This is a genomic window from Hahella ganghwensis DSM 17046 (assembly GCF_000376785.1).
GTDB lineage: Bacteria > Pseudomonadota > Gammaproteobacteria > Pseudomonadales > Oleiphilaceae > Hahella > Hahella ganghwensis.
The window spans coordinates 37,207-55,001 of record NZ_AQXX01000100.1 but is presented as its reverse complement, the minus strand read 5'-3'; the positions used below and the strand labels follow the sequence as shown (position 1 = coordinate 55,001).

General features: G+C 50.0%; 12 protein-coding genes and 1 pseudogene. 11 read left to right on the top strand and 2 right to left on the bottom strand.

Annotation, left to right across the window (positions count from 1 at the left end):
* A pseudogene (locus tag F566_RS36280) lies at positions 1-277 on the top strand (IS4 family transposase); the annotation flags it as partial.
* Between the two features lie 75 nt (positions 278-352).
* On the opposite strand, the gene F566_RS0109620 reads toward F566_RS36280, so the two are convergent.
* Complete coding sequence (locus F566_RS0109620; RefSeq protein WP_026179891.1) at positions 353-1,000, bottom strand: hypothetical protein; 648 nt, start codon at positions 998-1,000, stop codon at positions 353-355.
* A gap of 53 nt (positions 1,001-1,053) precedes the next feature.
* Positions 1,054-3,177: a hypothetical protein gene (locus F566_RS0109615; protein ID WP_026179890.1), complete on the bottom strand. Its 2,124-nt coding sequence runs from the start codon at positions 3,175-3,177 to the stop codon at positions 1,054-1,056.
* Positions 3,178-3,675: 498 nt separating this feature from the next.
* Between F566_RS0109615 and F566_RS0109610 the strand changes: the two genes are divergently transcribed.
* The 10 genes from F566_RS0109610 (at position 3,676) to F566_RS0109560 (ending at position 17,706) form a co-directional block, all read left to right on the top strand.
* Complete coding sequence (locus tag F566_RS0109610; RefSeq protein ID WP_020406774.1) at positions 3,676-5,199, top strand: fumarate hydratase; 1,524 nt, start codon at positions 3,676-3,678, stop codon at positions 5,197-5,199.
* A 230-nt stretch (positions 5,200-5,429) separates the two neighbouring features.
* Positions 5,430-6,284 (top strand): formyltetrahydrofolate deformylase, encoded by an 855-nt coding sequence (gene purU, locus F566_RS0109605; RefSeq protein WP_020406773.1) that lies wholly within the window; start codon positions 5,430-5,432, stop codon positions 6,282-6,284.
* 172 nt (positions 6,285-6,456) lie between these two features.
* On the top strand, positions 6,457-6,888 hold the full coding sequence (locus F566_RS0109600) for a CBS domain-containing protein (protein WP_020406772.1): 432 nt from the start codon (positions 6,457-6,459) through the stop codon (positions 6,886-6,888).
* 523 nt (positions 6,889-7,411) lie between these two features.
* Entirely contained in the window at positions 7,412-10,048 is a 2,637-nt protein-coding gene (gyrA, locus tag F566_RS0109595) for a DNA gyrase subunit A (protein ID WP_020406771.1), read from the top strand.
* Positions 10,049-10,093: 45 nt separating this feature from the next.
* The gene (pheA, locus tag F566_RS0109590; RefSeq protein WP_020406770.1) at positions 10,094-11,191 is read left to right on the top strand and encodes a prephenate dehydratase; all 1,098 of its coding nucleotides are present in this window, start codon (positions 10,094-10,096) and stop codon (positions 11,189-11,191) included.
* A gap of 174 nt (positions 11,192-11,365) precedes the next feature.
* A complete protein-coding gene (gene hisC / locus F566_RS0109585) occupies positions 11,366-12,466 on the top strand; it encodes a histidinol-phosphate transaminase (RefSeq protein WP_020406769.1) in 1,101 nt (366 codons plus the stop codon).
* An 88-nt stretch (positions 12,467-12,554) separates the two neighbouring features.
* Positions 12,555-14,765 (top strand): bifunctional prephenate dehydrogenase/3-phosphoshikimate 1-carboxyvinyltransferase, encoded by a 2,211-nt coding sequence (locus tag F566_RS0109575; RefSeq protein ID WP_020406767.1) that lies wholly within the window; start codon positions 12,555-12,557, stop codon positions 14,763-14,765.
* Positions 14,762-15,451, top strand: a complete 690-nt coding sequence (cmk, locus tag F566_RS0109570; protein WP_020406766.1) for a (d)CMP kinase — start codon at positions 14,762-14,764, stop codon at positions 15,449-15,451. Before F566_RS0109575 ends, cmk begins: the two co-directional genes overlap by 4 nt.
* Positions 15,452-15,598: 147 nt before the next feature.
* A complete protein-coding gene (gene rpsA / locus F566_RS0109565; protein ID WP_020406765.1) occupies positions 15,599-17,278 on the top strand; it encodes a 30S ribosomal protein S1 in 1,680 nt (559 codons plus the stop codon).
* 131 nt (positions 17,279-17,409) lie between these two features.
* Positions 17,410-17,706, top strand: a complete 297-nt coding sequence (locus F566_RS0109560; RefSeq protein WP_020406764.1) for an integration host factor subunit beta — start codon at positions 17,410-17,412, stop codon at positions 17,704-17,706.
* Positions 17,707-17,795 lie beyond the last annotated feature (89 nt).

The following is a 17,795-nucleotide window of genomic DNA, read 5'->3' as shown; positions in this document are numbered from 1 at the left end:
CAACATCATAAGGCGAGAAGCATCGATTGCGGCGGTAAGCTTTGATCGAGCCCCGTCTGACATTCGCTTCAAACCAGTGTGTGATTATATTGCTGTTCAGTTAATTGTGATGGCGGCTTCCAATCCGATATCTGGAACAGGTCGGCGCTTGTCAGAGTTAAGATCGGGAATTAGTAGTCTGTTTTTGGAGAGGCGTCCGAGGCCTACGACACCTCGGACGGTTAAGATATCAAAGACCCGATATCCAGTAGATCGCAATGCTGCTCCTCTTAAGTGAACAGCATTGCGCAAATGCGGGCTTTTTTTAGTTTACTCAACCCATCCGTTAAAGATGGGTGAGTATGTTGCGGACTTAAATGTCGTCCGCAGGTTCGTTGGTTTTAACGTAAGTCGTATCGGATATGGAAACTGCTGCGGGTCCGCCACCAACAATGGAGCCAAAGAACGAGGCAATGTTGGTCATCATTTGGGTGAAGACAGCGGTTTCAGTAGCATCTGCTGGCTGAATGATAGTGTTGTGACTACCGGCTGTGAACCTCACGACACCCGCATCGGTCGCAGTTGCTCCAAGTGTGGTAATTGAAGTTGCTCCGATTCCATTGATTAAAGGTTCGGTACCAGCCAGCGGTGCCGGGAGTGCGTCGTTCAATGGACCGGTGTAGTCGCCGCCATACAGGGTGTCAGCTGCGATAGGGATGGTCTGGTCCCTGGTCGATTGGTCAGAGGCATCGCCGTAGATTTCATTCAGATAAACTGGTGTGCCAGTAGTGCTGTACAGGCTGGCAAAGTTCAGAGGGTCGCCAGAATCCACAGTGCCTTGCGCGATGGATAAAAAAGTCTCCAGGTTGGCTGAGCCCTGAGTCAGGCCTGATGCTGCCAAGCCTTCCAGTAGTGACGTACCAATGGATGGAGAGTTTTCAAGCAGTCTGGGAAGGCCCCCGCCAGTCGTCACCAGGGCTGCACCAGAAATTGTAGACAGGTCCGGGTTTCCGCTAACCATCGCATTGTTTACACCTACGAAAGTGGTGCCTACGATACCGCCCAGTGAATGCCCTACAAAGAAGACATTTGATGTGTCAAATGTGACACATCAAATGTATTTAGGGCCGAGCTTACGTTATCCATGGAAGCGCTCAGGTTAAGGAGGTCAACGACAGCCTGACGAACATTGTCTCTGATGTTTGGAAGAACGCTCAAATTGATAAAGTTCTCTCCCGAAGCTCCTGAAGCATCATCCTCTGTGGCTGCGTACACCATGCGGGATGGTGATGCGCCTGTGGGGTTACCCCAGCCGAAGTGGCGTTCTTCCAGATCCTCAAAGGTTGGGACTGCCTTAAAAGCAGGCTCAGCAAAGTTGTTATTAACATCGACATCAACGCTCAGGGCGAGAGAAGGATCGAGAATGTCTGTCTTTGTCAGAGGCGCTATGCCATGTAGAGGCATATCTATCGCAACGGTTACAAAGTTGCCGACATTGTTCGCTGTTGCCAGACTATGAGTCCTGTTTCCAAATATACCGTGTTGGTAAATGATCGCAGGACAGCCGCCGCCAGCACACGCAGTTGGTACATGTACCAAAATTGGAGCCTTAACTTCCGTCTGCTCTGCTGGGAACGGATACCGGTAGGTGATTTTGTCTGAGGGAGGAGTGGTGCCCTCTTCGTTGCTGTTTGCTGTATCGATCGCATCTCCTACAGAAGTGGAAGCTTCCCAGGTCGACGCCAGATTGCTGGGATTGGTGTCCGTAGGTTTCTTGAGAAAGTAATCAAGAGAAATTTGCCCGAGGTATACGGTGGCGCCATTGGTGAGCCCAAGAGCTGCATTGGATACGCTTGTATAGAAATCTACATCCTGGGCTTCCGGGGTGGGGAAATCTGCACCCAATCCCTCCAGTGCGGCAACTGTTGCTGTGGCTTCCTGCGCGTGAGTTGCACCGTCACCACAGGTCAGGCCTGCTCCAGCTAATGCCGCTATGGTGGCAGCATCCTGATTGGCAATGTTGTTATTTACAGTCGCGGCGGCAGCCTGCAGTTTGTATATGTCGGTTTTATTGGCTACCTCTGAGAAGCTACTATACGTGTCTGTTAACCCTAGCGTTGGGATGGCGCTCAGGAGGCCGACATTTATACACTTCTCATCAGTGGACAGGTCTGCGTTTGTCAGCACATCGGCGACGGGGCCGTCCAGGTCAAAAGTATCGCTGTTGAGTAATGTAACCGCTTCTTTTTTGGCGGTTGTGGCGGCTGCAGAAGAGAAAAAGACTTTGGGGTCAGCAACTGAGCTCAGGACACCTGTTGTACCGCCGGTGGTAAAGGTGTAGGCAATTGCTACATCATCTGCTGTAAGTTCATCCAGGCCGAATGCTGATCTGCTCAGGTTTGTGGATGCGTCAAACCAACCCTCTGCAAGAGAGAGCCAGCCATTAACAGCCTCTCTCACTGCTACAAGAGAGGGGGAGGCCAGTTCGCCTGTCCCTTTGAGTTCGTTGAAAGCAACGGATTCAGATACTGGATCACCGTCGGCGTCTTCAACTTCTTCCGTAATCACAACCAGATACTTGGACGCGGGATCCAGCGGTTCAAGAGGTGTGATTCGAATGACATTGTTAATACCGTCCAGGCTGACAATCTCTGCACGGGTATTGGTTAATTTGGCTATTTCTGTTGCATCGCTCGCCTGGACAGCGACACCCAGAGCAAATGTTGGAAGCTCGCCTTCCGGTTGTGTCAGTGCGTCACCGCTCGGGTAAGTCAGTTTCAGCAGGAAAACATTCTGGTTGGGGTTTGGCGTTGAAGTGCCGGTTATAAAGGTGTTGCCGTCCACATTGCCTGCATCTGTGCCGAGCGCGCCAGTGAATTTAACGTCAATCGGGGCTACAGTGGATGCGCCGTCCAAAAAATCCAGAGCTAATGTGATCGGATTGGCGGTGCTTCCTGACATGGTGCCATCCCCGGCAGTTTCTGTCGCGAAGAGGATGTCATTTGGCACGGGCAGTTCGCTCAGTGCCGGATTAAAGATAGCTTGTGTGGCACCTGTTATCTCATTGACCTGATCAACTAAAGGACCCTCAATATCATTTCGTGCACCCGCATTGGCATTGCCACCGTCATTATTCCCGCAGCCTGCGAGCGTGACGGCGGAAGCGACCGCTAGACTTAAAAAGGTTTTCTTGAACATAAGATAGGACCTTCTTCCTTTTATTATTGCTTTCTAGTTATGAATTCCGGACTAAGCGGATATTTGTTGTTGTTACCCGTTCTCGCCAAAACTTCTTCAAGCATAGGCGAAAATGACAAAGCTCGAAAGGTGAATCGCGCCATGTTTAGGTGGATTTTTCTCCGGGCATGTCGGTGCCCACATTTTCTATGAGTCTTCAGTAGTTTAGACCAAAATAGGGAAGTTGAAACAGCGAAAATTTTATTCTTTGGAGGCACAGTAATTCCCAGTGTAATCCTTAGGCTTATACACCTCGGTGATTCAGCTGTCGAGCTCGTAAGATATCAAAGCTGATTACACGTTGGGAAATAGGATACAATACCTGCCCTGGATATTATCCCGCTGTGAAGCCTGGGGCATAAGGACGAAGTGAAGTGGCGAGACTATACTCAGTTGGCGCTGGGAAGTTGAAAGTTCGTCACTTGTCCCGTCCGGGCGAAAATGAAAGAGAGAGTGTGCATGACCACCGTAATTCGGCAAGAAGACCTCATTGAAAGCGTATTTGATGCGCTCCAGTTTATTTCCTATTACCACCCAGTGGACTTTATCAAAGCTGTACACGCAGCGTACGAGCGGGAAGAGTCTCCTGCTGCCAAGGATGCGCTGGCCCAGATTTTGATCAATTCAAGAATGTGTGCTCAGGGGCATCGTCCCATCTGCCAGGACACTGGTATTGTGTCTGTGTTTCTGGATATCGGCATGGATGTTAAGTTTGAAGGCGATATGAGTATTGAGGATATGGTGAACGAAGGCGTTCGTCGTGCCTATCTACATCCGGACAACGTTTTGCGGGCCTCTGTGCTTGACGATCCGGATGGCGCTCGTCGGAACACTAAGGACAACACGCCGGCGATTATTCACATGAAGCTGGTGCCTGGGAGTACGGTGGATGTTCATGTCGCGGCCAAAGGCGGAGGCTCAGAAGCCAAATCCAAATTTGCCATGTTGAATCCCTCTGATTCTGTCGTTGATTGGGTGTTGGAACAGGTGCCCAAGATGGGAGCAGGATGGTGCCCTCCAGGAATGCTGGGAATTGGTATCGGTGGTACCGCGGAAAAAGCAATGCAGATTGCCAAAGAAGCTTTGTTGGAGCCGATTGATATACAGGATCTGCAAAAACGCGGCGCACAGACAAGATCTGAAGAGCTAAGGCTGGAACTCTTTGAGAAAGTGAACAAACTTGGTATCGGTGCCCAAGGGCTCGGCGGTCTGACGACGGTTCTGGATGTTAAAGTCGCAGATTTCCCCACCCATGCAGCGAACAAGCCGGTTGCCATTATTCCTAACTGTGCGGCTACCCGTCATGCTCATTTCGTTTTGGATGGATCCGGCCCCTCATTGCAAACACCACCGAGCCTTGATGACTGGCCTGAAATTACTTGGGAGGTCGGTGCGGATGTGAAGCGGGTGAACCTGGATACCGTAACCCGCGAAGACATTAAGTCGTGGAAGCCGGGTGATACGGTGTTGTTATCGGGTAAAATGCTGACTGGTCGTGATGCTGCCCATAAAAAGATGGTGGATATGCTGGCTAAGGGAGAGCAGCTTCCCGTTGATTTGACTGGTCGGTTTATCTACTACGTGGGTCCAGTGGACCCTGTTGGTGACGAAGTCGTTGGCCCAGCAGGTCCTACGACAGCCACCAGGATGGATAAATTTACACGCACGATGCTTGAGCAAACCGGTCTTATAGGAATGATAGGGAAAGCTGAGCGGGGCCCAACAGCTATAGAGGCCATCCGTGATAATCAGGCGGTCTATCTGATGGCGGTGGGCGGTTCAGCTTACCTGGTATCCAAGGCGATCAAATCCTCCAATGTTGTTGCATTCCCGGAACTGGGGATGGAGGCGATATACGAGTTTGAAGTGCAGGATATGCCTGTGACTGTGGCGGTGGATGTCAACGGAGAATCTGTGCATCAGACTGGTCCTGCAGAGTGGCGCAAACGAATAGAAGAGCAGGCTATTAATATTATGGGCTAGAAAAAGAGCCGGCTGCTCCAGAGGCTGATTGCTCTGAAGGAGGAGAGCCCTGAAGACAGATGGTTCTGAATACATATGGTACTAAGGGATTATTAGCTTGAAGCGGACTCAGGCTGAATCATCGCAACAGTGGTGATTCAGCCTTTTTTGTAAGCGCCTGCCGATGGTGAGATTTCGGCCAGCAGGTAGGCGCTGGCAGTGGAGCTGTTGTAATAATAAAGGAAGCAAAAATGGAAAGAACATTTCGACTTGTGATGGCCTGTCCGGACCGGGTGGGAATTGTGGCCAAAGTCACGACTTTTCTGGCGACATATAATGGCTGGATTACTGAAGCGAGCCATCATGCGGACCCCGCGAATGGCTGGTTTTACATGCGCAATGAGGTTAAGGCCAGTTCATTGCCGTTTGATATCGATTCTTTCCGCATGGCTTTTGAGCCAATCGCGAAGGAATTCAAGATGCACTGGCATATCGCGGATACGGATCAGCCGAAAAGAATTGTTCTGATGGCGAGTAAGGAGTCCCATTGTCTGGCTGACCTTCTGCATCGTTGGCAGGCAAGAGAGTTGGACGGTGAAGTGGTGGCAGTGATTTCCAATCACAATGATCTGCGCAGGATGGTGGAGTGGTATGAAATCCCCTTTCATCATGTGCCAGTTAATCCGGCGGATAAAGCACCGGCATTTGCCGAGGTTGAAAAGCTGATCGAAGAGTATCAGACGGATGTGGTTGTTCTGGCGCGCTACATGCAGATTCTGCCGCCAGCTCTATGCCATACCCAGGCTGGGCGGATTATTAATATTCATCATAGTTTTCTACCCTCATTTGCTGGAGCCAAGCCCTATCACCAGGCATATCAGCGTGGGGTTAAGTTGATTGGGGCAACCTGTCATTATGTGACGGAAGACCTGGATGAGGGGCCGATCATCGAGCAAGACGTCATTCGCGTCAATCATAGCGATACCATTGAAGATATGGTTCGATTGGGTAAAGACGTTGAAAGGCAGGTTCTGGCCAGAGGTCTGCGATATCATCTCCAGGACCGGGTTATTGTGCATCAAAACAAGACGGTGGTGTTTGGGTAACGCCGCTTATTGCTGACGCTACCTCTCATGCCTGGTCAGTATGTGCTCTCCCGGTCCATATCGCTGGCCGGGATCTGATCTGTGTCTAATTTCCGGCGTATTCCTCTTAAGGTGCTTGGCAGGGTTCGTGTGTCGGCGTATTGTTAGGGAAAACAAAGCAGGAGAGCTATCTATGCTGAAATCTGTGAAAGTGCGCGATTACATGACCACCAATCTCGTCGTGTTCCATCCTGATACTGATTTGTTTGTCGCAATTGACCGGCTTCTCAAGAATAGTATTTCCGGAGCTCCGGTGACCGATGCAAAGGGGCAATTGGTAGGACTGTTGTCTGAAGTGGATTGTCTGAAGAGCATTCTGAGTGGCAGTTACTACGACTACGAGTCGCTCGGTGGGGTTGTCTCCGAGTATATGGCGACAAATGTCGATGTAGTTGAGGCTGATCAGGATATTCTTTCTGTGAGTGAGCGCTTTATCAAAGAGCGTCGTCGTCGTTTTCCTGTGGTGGAGCAAGGCAGACTGATTGGGCAGATCAGTCGTAAAGATGTGTTGCGCGCAGTGAAAGATTTTGTTTCTCCGGATCAGTTTGTGCATAAATTAGCCTGATTGATTGGGAAATATCTTTATTTGGCTGAATATCGGTTTTTGACTGACTTACGGTGTTGTTTTCCTGGTTGGCAGTAACAGAATAATTGGTCGGCAGCCTAAGAATAAAATAGTTGGCTGTGTTCGATTAAAGGCTGGAGTGGCGTTCAACGAAGTTTTGGGTGAGCGCTTACTGGTCTCCTTCCATATTTCCTCCAAAAATGTTTCTCATGCGCTGCAATTTGCTTCGATGCTGAAGTCAATTGTGTTATCCTTGACCGCTTGCGAAATCTGCTCTGACGCCCTGTTGAGTGGTTAAAAAATAGCCATTTGCAGAGGCTAATCTGTTCGATGCATACCTTCAGGCAAGATAATTTGTCATGGGCTTCTCTGGGGTGTTCGGAATGATCAGTTTCAGGCTGGTCTGTGATAGCCGAATGTCCGTGCATTGGCAGTTTCCGGTGGTTTAGCCCGGTGGAGCGGAAAGATTGACACTGGGTAGAACAACAAACCCTATCCGTTCGAGAACAGGATAAAGCTATATATGGCTGAACTCGCCAAAGAAATACTTCCCGTCAATATCGAAGATGAACTCAAACAATCCTATCTAGATTACGCCATGAGCGTAATCGTCGGCCGAGCTTTACCCGATGCGCGGGACGGGCTTAAGCCGGTTCATCGTCGTGTGCTTTTTGCCATGAACGAGCTGAGCAATGATTGGAACAAAGCCTATAAAAAGTCTGCCCGTGTTGTTGGTGATGTTATTGGTAAATATCACCCGCATGGTGACTCTGCTGTTTACGACACTATCGTTCGTATGGCACAGCCGTTTTCGCTGCGTTACACCTTGGTAGATGGGCAGGGTAACTTTGGTTCAATCGATGGTGACAGTGCGGCGGCCATGCGTTATACCGAAATACGCATGGACAAAATTGCCCATGAAATGCTCGCGGACCTGGAAAAGGAGACGGTTGACTTTGCGCCGAACTATGACGGTTCCGAGCAAATTCCCGTGGTTTTGCCCACCAAAGTGCCTAATCTGCTGGTCAATGGTTCCTCCGGGATTGCAGTGGGGATGGCGACCAATATCCCTCCTCACAACCTGAGAGAAGTCATTTCAGGCTGCCTGGCTTATATTGAAAACTCCGATATAACCATTGATGAGTTAATGGAATATATTCCGGGCCCTGATTTCCCAACTGCCGCCATTATTAATGGACGTGCAGGGATTGTGGAGGCTTACAGGACCGGGCGCGGCAGAATATATATTCGTGCCCGTTATGAGATTGAAGCTGACCAGAAGTCGGGTAAGGAAACTCTCGTTATCACCGAGATTCCTTACCAGGTCAACAAGGCCAAGTTGGTAGAGAAGATCGCCGAATTGGTCAAGGATAAGAAAATTGAGGGCATCACCGAACTGCGTGATGAGTCCAGTAAAGAAGGTATGCGGGTAGTTATTGAACTGAGGCGGGGAGAAAACGCTGAAGTGATTATGAACAACCTGTTTACTCTGACACCGCTTGAAACCGTGTTCGGTATCAATATGGTGGCACTGGTCAACGGCGAGCCCAAGATTATGAACCTCAAGGACACTATTGAGTGCTTCGTGAGGCATCGTCGTGAAGTGGTGACCAGGCGTACAATCTTCGAGCTTCGCAAGGCTCGGGAGCGTGGTCATATCCTTGAAGGTCAGGCAGTTGCCCTGGCCAATATCGATCCGGTTATTGCGCTGATCAAAGCATCTCCCACCGCTGCAGAAGCAAAAGAAAAGCTGCTTGCTCAAGCATGGGAGCCGGGTGCTGTTGTCGGCATGCTTGAGCGCGCCGGGGCCGATGCATGCAAACCTGAAGACTTAGGTCCTGAATATGGCCTACGGGATGGTAAATATTACCTCTCCGAAGCTCAGGCACAGTCCATTCTGGAATTAAGACTGCAAAAACTGACCGGTCTTGAGACTGAAAAAATTATCAACGAATACCGCGAAATTCTGGATCGTATTGCCGAGTTGCTGGAAATACTCCAGAGCGCTGAGCGTTTGATGGAAGTGATCACGGAAGAGCTTGAAGCTGTTCGTGATGAGTTTGGTGATGATCGTATGACGGAAATCACCAGTTCCAAACGGGATCTGACCACAGCTGATCTGATTGCTGAAGAAGATGTAGTGGTCACTCTGTCGCACAAGGGATACGCCAAAACTCAGCCACTGGAGGCATATCAGGCTCAGAAACGGGGTGGAAAAGGCAAATCGGCCACGTCGATGAGAGATGAAGACTTTATCGAAAAGCTCATGATTGCCAATTCTCACGATACGATTCTGTGTTTTACCAGTTTTGGTAAGGTGTACTGGTTAAGAACATTTGAAATTCCGCAGGCCAGTCGGACCGCCAGAGGTCGCCCGATTGTGAACATTCTGCCGTTGGCGGAAGACGAGAGAGTGACAACATTATTGCCGGTCAACGAGTATGCAGAGGATCACTACGTGTTCATGGCTACCCGTAACGGTACAGTCAAGAAGACGCCGTTGGAAAATTTCTCGCGCCCTCGTTCCAGTGGGTTGATCGCTTTAGGTTTGGATGAAGGCGATACGCTGATTGGTGCAGCAATTACCGATGGTCAGCGTGATGTCATGTTGTTCAGCAGTAGTGGTAAAGCCATTCGTTTCAATGAAAACGATGTTCGGGCAATGGGCCGTACTGCAAGAGGTGTCAGAGGTATCCGGTTGGCGGAAGGCCATCAGGTGGTTTCTCTGATTATCCCTCAGGATGAAGCTTTTATTCTGACAGCCAGCGAAAAAGGGTACGGCAAGCGTACTCAGGTTGAGGAGTTCCCTGTTTATGGACGGGGTGGCCAGGGTGTTATCGCTATCCAATGCTCAGACCGTAACGGCGGCTTGGTCAGCGCTGTCCAGGTTGTTGATGGTGACCAGCTAATGTTGATCAGTAATCACGGAACTCTGGTGCGGACCCGTTCTGACGAGGTCTCTGTGGTCAGTCGTAATACTCAGGGTGTGAGACTTATCCGAGTGGCTGAGGACGAAAAACTGGTTGGTGTTGAGCGAATCGCAGAGCCTGAAGAGGAAGATACGCTCGAGGCCGAGGAGGGGGCAGAAGAGGGCGCGGATGTTGGTGAGACAGACGCCGCACCGGATGTATCGACCGAAGATGATCAGGGCGCTGAATAAGCGCCTTTTGTCACTCGTCACTTCAAAATGTGAGGGATAATTCTCGTGGCTAATGAGAAGGTTGAATTATCAAAGCTGCGTGATCGCATTGACCAGATAGATCGCCAGTTGTTGGAGCTGATCAGCGAAAGAGCCCGCTGTGCCCAAAGTGTTGCTGAGGTGAAGCTCAGCTCCGGGTCGCAAGGGGATGTTGTATTCTATCGCCCTGAGAGGGAAGCGCAGGTGTTGCGCAAGGTGATGGAGTTGAATTCAGGGCCTTTGAGTGATGAAGAGGTTGCCCGGTTATTCCGGGAGGTGATGTCTGCCTGTCTGGCGTTGGAGAATCCATTACACATTGCCTACCTTGGTCCTGAAGGTACCTTTACACATGCAGCGGCGCTGAAGCACTTTGGCCATTCGGTCGTGACCTTGCCGCATGCTGCTATTGATGAGGTATTTCGTGAAGTCGACGCTGGAACTGCCCACTATGGTGTAGTGCCGGTGGAGACCTCCAGTGAGGGGATGATCAATCACACCCTCGATGTTTTCGTAAACTCGCCGTTGAATATCTGTGGTGAAGTACAGATTCGTACGCACTACCACCTCCTTATTTCACCTGTCACTCAGGCGGAAGATGTTGAGGTGATATATTCCCAGGCATCGTCATTGGCGAGCTGTCGTCAATGGCTGGATGAAAAATGGCCGGGAGCACAGCGGGTGGCTGTCTCGTCCCATGAGGAGGCTGTCACGCTGGCGGCCAAACAGAAGAATGCAGCGGCCATAGCCGGAGAGCATTGCATCGGACTATTTGGTGTCAAGTCTCTGGCCGGAAATATAGAAGACCGGCCAAATCAGGTGGCCAGGTTTTTGGTGATTGGACGCGAAAGTATTGCGCCGAGCGGTAATGATCGCACGTCGGTACTCATCACGATTAAAGACGAGCCCGGCGCACTGTATCGAATGCTTGGGGCTTTTTACAAACACAGCTTGAGTCTGACGCGACTGGACTCCAGGCCAGCGCTGAGCGGTGAACAGCGTTATCATTTCTTTATTGACTTCAGTGGCCACTGGCATGACGAGAATGTGGTGGCTGCGATTCAGGAGTTGTCCAGCGTTGTGCTGGATGTCCGTCACCTGGGGTCCTACCCGCTGGGTGTTTTGTAGCCGGGAGGCGACAATCACAATGCGTCCGGGCAGATTGTTTGGGACGCATTGGGTCAGGGTGCAGAAGACTTTCAGTCGAGGCAGGCTGTAACGTAATAAGGTTCAATCGGAATGTCCTTTATCGTTACAGGTCTTGCGTTTTCAGTGATTAAAACAATATAGAGTGTTTTCAACATGAATTTTCTTTCGTTAGCTAATGCAGGGATCCAAAAACTCACCCCTTATCAACCGGGTAAGCCAATAGAGGAATTGCAACGCGAGCTGGGGCTTTCAGAAATCATCAAGCTGGCCAGTAATGAAAACCCTCTTGGGCCCAGCCCGAAAGTCGCTGAAGCGCTGGCTAGCAGTGTGTCTGAGTTGTCTCGATATCCTGACGGTAATGCTTTCCGGTTGAAGCAGGCTTTGGCTGAGAAGTTGTCAGTTGGGGCGGATCAGTTAACGATAGGGAACGGTTCGAACGATATACTTGAATTCGTGCCGCGAGTATTCGCCGATGCCGAGTCTGAAATCATATTCTCGGAATATTCATTTGCCGTTTATCCGATAGCCACTATGGGAGTCGGTGCCAAGGCTGTCGTGACTCCTGCAAAAGACTGGGGGCATGACCTGGATGCTATGGCGAATGCTGTTACCGAGAAGACTCGGGTAATTTTTGTTGCCAACCCCAACAATCCGACCGGCACCTGGATCTCAAAAGGTGATTTGGAGGCGTTTCTGGCCAACGTGCCGGAAAGAGTGATCATTGTTCTTGATGAGGCATATGCAGAGTACCTGAATGAGCCGGATTACCCTAATGGCGTTTCCTATATCTCACAGTATCCAAATCTGATTGTTACCCGTACATTCTCCAAAGCCTATGGATTGGCGGGCCTTCGTCTTGGTTACTCAATTTCCAGTCCCGAAATGGCAGATCTACTGAACCGGATTCGTCAGCCTTTCAATGTGAATCTGCCGGCACAGGAAGCTGGGCTGGCTGTCCTTCAGGATAAAGAATACCTGGAGAAATCTGTTGCAGTGAATTCTGCAGGCCTGAGACAGTTGGTAGCCGGTTTTGATCAGTTGGGGTTAAGCTATATTCCATCTGTAGCAAACTTTATTGCTGTGGAAGTTGGTGATAATGCGGGTGATATTTATCAGGGGTTGCTGAAAAAAGGTGTTATCGTTCGCCCGGTTGCGAATTACGCCATGCCCAGGCATCTGCGAGTATCTGTCGGGCTGGAATCTGAAAACGAACGTTTTCTGACGGCTCTTAAAGATGTTCTGGCAGGTAATTAATGGGGGACGTATCTGGGGAACTCCTCAAGGTTGATGTGTTATTTCATTCCGCCCTCTGGCTGGATGAGCAAATAAAGAAAGGTCTGGAATGCAGGTAGCAAGCATCGGTGTTGTCGGCCTGGGGTTGATAGGTGGCTCTTTTGCCAAGGCACTTAAACAGGCAGGGGCTGTTGGGAAAGTGTTCGGATATGATACCCGAACGCAGGAGTCCCGGCTTGCTGAGAAGCTGCAGGTGATTGATGAGGCTTGTTCAAGTCTGGGTGAGCTGACCCGTAAGGCCCAGGTTTTGGTGCTGGCGACACCGGTCAAGGCGATTGAGCCCGTATTGCGTGAGTTGGCGCCTCATTTGACCGGGAAGCACATACTGACGGATATGGGGAGTGTGAAGGGGGCTGTTGCCGATGCCGCGGTCAGGGTGTTTGGTGAGTTACCGGCTAACTTTGTCCTCGGGCATCCGATTGCTGGCTCCGAAAAGAGCGGGGTGTCTGCCTCCAACGTTGAGTTGTTCCGGGATCACAAAGTTATTCTGACTCCAGCGGCCAATACTTCCATGGAAGCTTTGGATCAGGTGGTGCAGTTATGGCGTGAGACCGGCGCGCAAGTTCTGATGATGTCGATTCCGCGTCATGATGAGGTGCTGGCTGCGACCAGTCATTTGCCTCATCTGATTGCATTTTCGCTGGTAGACACGCTTGCCGGTGCAGATGATAACAAAGAGATCTTTCGATATGCCGCAGGTGGTTTTAGAGATTTTACTCGCATTGCTGCGAGTGATCCCATTATGTGGCACGACATTTTTCTGAGTAACAAAACTGCCGTACTTAACGTAATAGATGAATTTACCTCAGATCTTGAAATATTGCGGCAGGCGATAGACAGGGGTGACGGTGAGACCTTGATGGGGGTGTTTACCCGTGCCAAGGCTGCTCGAGAACATTTTTCCAAAATGCTTGAAGGTAAGGCTTACGATAGCAACATGACTAGTCAAAATCTGACCTACATGGCGCACCAGGGTAGCGCTGTTAAAGGTGATATTCGTGTCCCTGGAGATAAATCCATGTCTCATCGCTCCATCATGCTTGGCTCGCTGGCTGATGGGGTTACAGAGGTTGAAGGCTTTCTTGAAGGGGAGGATGCGTTGGCGACCCTTCAGGCGTTTCGTGATATGGGAGTCGTTATAGAAGGTCCTGATCGTGGTCGGGTGGTAATCCACGGGGTGGGGTTGCATGGGTTGAAAGCCCCTCATGGACCTCTTTATGTAGGAAACTCCGGAACATCCATGAGACTGCTGGCCGGATTGATGAGTGGGCAGTCGTTTACTGTAGAGCTAACGGGTGATGAGTCTTTATCCAAGCGCCCTATGGAGCGGGTGGCCAAGCCTTTAAGGGAAATGGGAGCGGTGATTGAAACTGGTGACCAGGGACGCCCACCTATGATTATCAAAGGCGGCAATAAGCTTTCCGCTATTCACTATGATATGCCGATAGCCAGTGCCCAGGTAAAGTCATGCCTATTGTTGGCTGGTCTGTATGCAGAGGGTGAGACATCGGTGACTGAGCCTGCACCAACCCGAGATCATACGGAGAGAATGCTGAAAGGATTTGGCTATGATGTGGCGGTTGAAGGCAGCAGGGCTGCAGTTAACGGGGGCGGAAATCTGACGGCTACGAAAATTGATGTACCCTCCGATATTTCTTCTGCCGCTTTCTTTTTGGTGGCTGCCAGTATTACCCCGGGATCTGATCTGACTTTGCGTCATGTGGGGGTTAATCCTACCCGTACAGGTGTGATCAATATTTTGCGCCTGATGGGAGCTGATATCGAGATATTTAATGAGAAAGAGGTTGGTGGAGAGCCGGTTGCAGATATCCGGGTCAAATATGCCCCACTGAAGGGGATTGAAATACCGCAGGATCAGGTTCCGTTGGCTATCGACGAGTTCCCTGTGCTGTTTATTGCTGCCGTTAACGCTGAAGGCGAGACTGTGCTAAGTGGAGCGGAAGAGCTAAGAGTCAAGGAAAGTGATCGCATTCAGGTTATGGCCGACGGGTTGGAAGCTATTGGCGTAAAGACAGAGGTGCGTCCGGACGGAATTGTGTTGCGCAAGTCTGAGATAGGTGGCGGCAGTGTTGAAAGTCATGGGGATCATCGCATTGCAATGGCCTTTGCGGTTGCTTCTTTGGTTGCCACCGACGATATCACTATCAGGGATTGCGCCAATGTGGCTACCTCTTTTCCAAACTTCTGGGAGCTGGCCAACGAGGTTGGGTTTAATCTCAAGCCGGCGGGGAAGGTATGACGGAGACTTCAAAGGCGCCTGTCATCACTATCGATGGTCCTTCGGGTTCCGGAAAAGGGACCATCGCCAAGCTTCTGGCTCGACGCCTTGGGTGGAGTATTCTTGATTCCGGAGCTCTATACCGGTTAACCGCCTTGAGCGCTGTTAAGCAGGATGTGGATCTGAATGATCCTGAGGCAGTAGCGAGAGTTGCTCAGAATCTCGATGTTGAATTTCGTTCTGGTCAGGCTGAGCAGCCTGTGTCGGTGTTTCTTATGGGGGAGGATGTTACTGAGGAGATTCGAACAGAATCCTGTGGTGATAAGGCCTCGCAGATCGCTCCACATACTGTTGTGAGGGAAGCTCTGTTGCAGCGGCAGAGAGATTTTCGGAAATCCCCAGGGCTTGTTGCGGATGGTCGTGACATGGGAACGGTGGTTTTTCCTGATGCTCCCTGCAAGATCTATATGACCGCCAGTGCTGAAGTCAGAGCGCAGAGACGATACGAGCAGTTGAAGCAACAGGGGCAGAGTGTTAAAATTGCGCACCTTTTAAGCGAGATCAAGGCTCGTGATGACCGCGATATGAATCGCGAGAACGCGCCCCTGAGACCCGCTGATGATGCTGTAACCCTTGATACGTCTGGGCTCCCGATAGAAGAAGTGCTGCAACAAGTGCTTCAAATCTGGTCCACGAAACAGGCTTGAGCAAGAGCTTCAGCTTCAGAAGTTTGTAAAACTTCATCAGGTGATTGTTAATTTTGGTGTAAGCCAGTATTGCCAATTTAACAGTCAATTATAGAACTGACCGTGTTAGCTGGCCGCACGGAGTATATATTCACTACAGGAAACACAATGAGCGAGAGCTTTGCTGAGCTTTTTGAAGAAAGTTTAAAAGAAATCGACATGCAGCCCGGTTCCATCGTAAAAGGGACCGTTGTAGACATTGACCAAGACTGGGTTACTGTTCACGCTGGCTTGAAATCTGAAGGGGTTATCCCTGTTTCTCAGTTCCTTGATGAAAAAGGCGAACTGAACCTGAGCATCGGAGACGAAGTTGATGTTGCTCTGGATGCGGTGGAAGATGGATTCGGTGAAACCCGTCTGTCGCGTGAGAAGGCCAAGCGTGCGGAAGCATGGAAAGATCTTGAAAAAGCCTTCGAAGCCAATGAAGTGGTTATGGGTGTTATCAATGGTAAAGTCAAAGGTGGCTTCACTGTTGAATTGGGTGGTATCCGCGCGTTCCTGCCAGGTTCTCTGGTAGATGTGCGTCCTATCCGTGACACTGCGCATCTTGAAGGCAAAGACCTGGAATTCAAAGTCATCAAGCTCGACCAAAAGCGCAACAACGTTGTTGTTTCCCGTCGTGCCGTTCTGGAAGCGGAGAACAGTGCAGAGCGTGATGCCCTGCTGCAGACTCTGCAAGAAGGTATGGAAGTTAAAGGTATCGTTAAGAACCTGACTGACTACGGTGCGTTCGTTGACCTCGGTGGTGTTGACGGTCTGTTGCACATCACTGACATGGCCTGGAAGCGTATCAAGCATCCAAGCGAAATCGTCAACGTTGGTGACGAAATCTCCGTTAAAGTTCTGAAGTTTGACCGTGAGCGCAACCGCGTGTCTCTGGGTCTGAAGCAACTGGGCGAAGATCCATGGGTCGCTATCAAAGATCGTTATCCTGAAAACACCCGTGTTACTGCGCGTGTAACCAACCTGACTGACTACGGCTGCTTTGCTGAGCTGGAAGAAGGTGTAGAAGGTCTGGTTCACGTATCCGAAATGGATTGGACCAACAAGAACATTCATCCTTCCAAAGTCGTCCAACTGGGTGACGAGATTGAAGTGATGGTTCTGGATATTGACGAAGAGCGTCGTCGTATCTCCCTGGGTATCAAGCAGTGCCACGCTAATCCTTGGGAAGAGTTCTCCGGAAGCTTCAACAAGGGTGATCGTATTTCAGGTAAGATCAAATCTATTACTGATTTTGGTATCTTCCTGGGTCTGGATGGCGGAATTGACGGTCTGGTTCACCTGTCTGATATCTCCTGGAACGAGCCAGGCGAAGAAGCTGTACGCAAGTACAAGAAAGGCGATGATCTGGAAACTGTTATCCTGTCCATCGATCCTGAGCGTGAGCGTATTTCTCTGGGTATCAAGCAACTGGAAAGCGATCCGTTTGCTGAATTCACTCAGTTGAATGACAAGGGCACTATCGTTACCGGTAAAGTGGTATCTGTAGATGCCAAAGCTGCTGTTATTGCTCTGAATGATGAAGTTGAAGCTGTACTGAAAGCCTCTGAAATCAGCCGTGATAAAGTAGAAGACGCTCGCAATGTGCTGAACGAAGGCGATGACGTTGAAGCGAAGATCATCAGCGTTGATCGTAAAAATCGCGTGATTAACCTGTCTGTCAAGTCTAAAGACATCGACGAAGAGAAGCAGGCGATCCGTGATGTGAAAGAGAAGCAAACCGAAGCTCAAGGTCCTACCACCATCGGTGATCTGATCAAGGAGCAGTTGCAACAACAGAGCTAAACACTCAGTTGCAATGTTAAATGTCAAACTTCGGTTTGATTATAGAAAAAACGGGCTATATGCCCGTTTTTTTTGTGTTTTTTTAATTCTTTAACTACACTTCTGACGATGGCTTTGATAAGGAAACTTCTATGACCAAGTCAGAATTAGTCGAGATTATTGCGTCCAAACAACCACAATTATCAGTCAAAGACGTTGAGCTCGCCGTTAAAACGATCATAGAGTACATGTCGCAAACCTTGTCTCAGGGTCAGCGCATAGAAATTCGCGGATTCGGTAGTTTCAGTCTGCACTATCGTGCACCTAGGGTAGGGCGTAATCCCAAAACGGGAGAAACCGTCCATTTACCGGCCAAGTATGTGCCTCACTTTAAACCAGGGAAAGAATTGCGTGATGAAGTAAACGCCAGCCTGAAAGCCGGGTATTAATTTCGTCAAACCTGCCTCGATCTGACTCGACAATGTCGTTATCTATTATCCTGACATTGTCGTTATCTGTGTTAAGATAAGCACCCAAT

Coding starts and splice junctions, on each gene's coding strand:
- cmk (WP_020406766.1), top strand. CDS start 14,762: ATGACGGAGACTTCAAAGGCGCCTGTCATCACTATCGATGGTCCTTCG.
- F566_RS0109610 (WP_020406774.1), top strand. CDS start 3,676: ATGACCACCGTAATTCGGCAAGAAGACCTCATTGAAAGCGTATTTGAT.
- rpsA (WP_020406765.1), top strand. CDS start 15,599: ATGAGCGAGAGCTTTGCTGAGCTTTTTGAAGAAAGTTTAAAAGAAATC.
- F566_RS0109575 (WP_020406767.1), top strand. CDS start 12,555: ATGCAGGTAGCAAGCATCGGTGTTGTCGGCCTGGGGTTGATAGGTGGC.
- gyrA (WP_020406771.1), top strand. CDS start 7,412: ATGGCTGAACTCGCCAAAGAAATACTTCCCGTCAATATCGAAGATGAA.
- hisC (WP_020406769.1), top strand. CDS start 11,366: ATGAATTTTCTTTCGTTAGCTAATGCAGGGATCCAAAAACTCACCCCT.
- purU (WP_020406773.1), top strand. CDS start 5,430: ATGGAAAGAACATTTCGACTTGTGATGGCCTGTCCGGACCGGGTGGGA.
- F566_RS0109600 (WP_020406772.1), top strand. CDS start 6,457: ATGCTGAAATCTGTGAAAGTGCGCGATTACATGACCACCAATCTCGTC.
- F566_RS0109560 (WP_020406764.1), top strand. CDS start 17,410: ATGACCAAGTCAGAATTAGTCGAGATTATTGCGTCCAAACAACCACAA.
- F566_RS0109620 (WP_026179891.1), bottom strand. CDS start 1,000: ATGGTTAGCGGAAACCCGGACCTGTCTACAATTTCTGGTGCAGCCCTG.
- F566_RS0109615 (WP_026179890.1), bottom strand. CDS start 3,177: ATGTTCAAGAAAACCTTTTTAAGTCTAGCGGTCGCTTCCGCCGTCACG.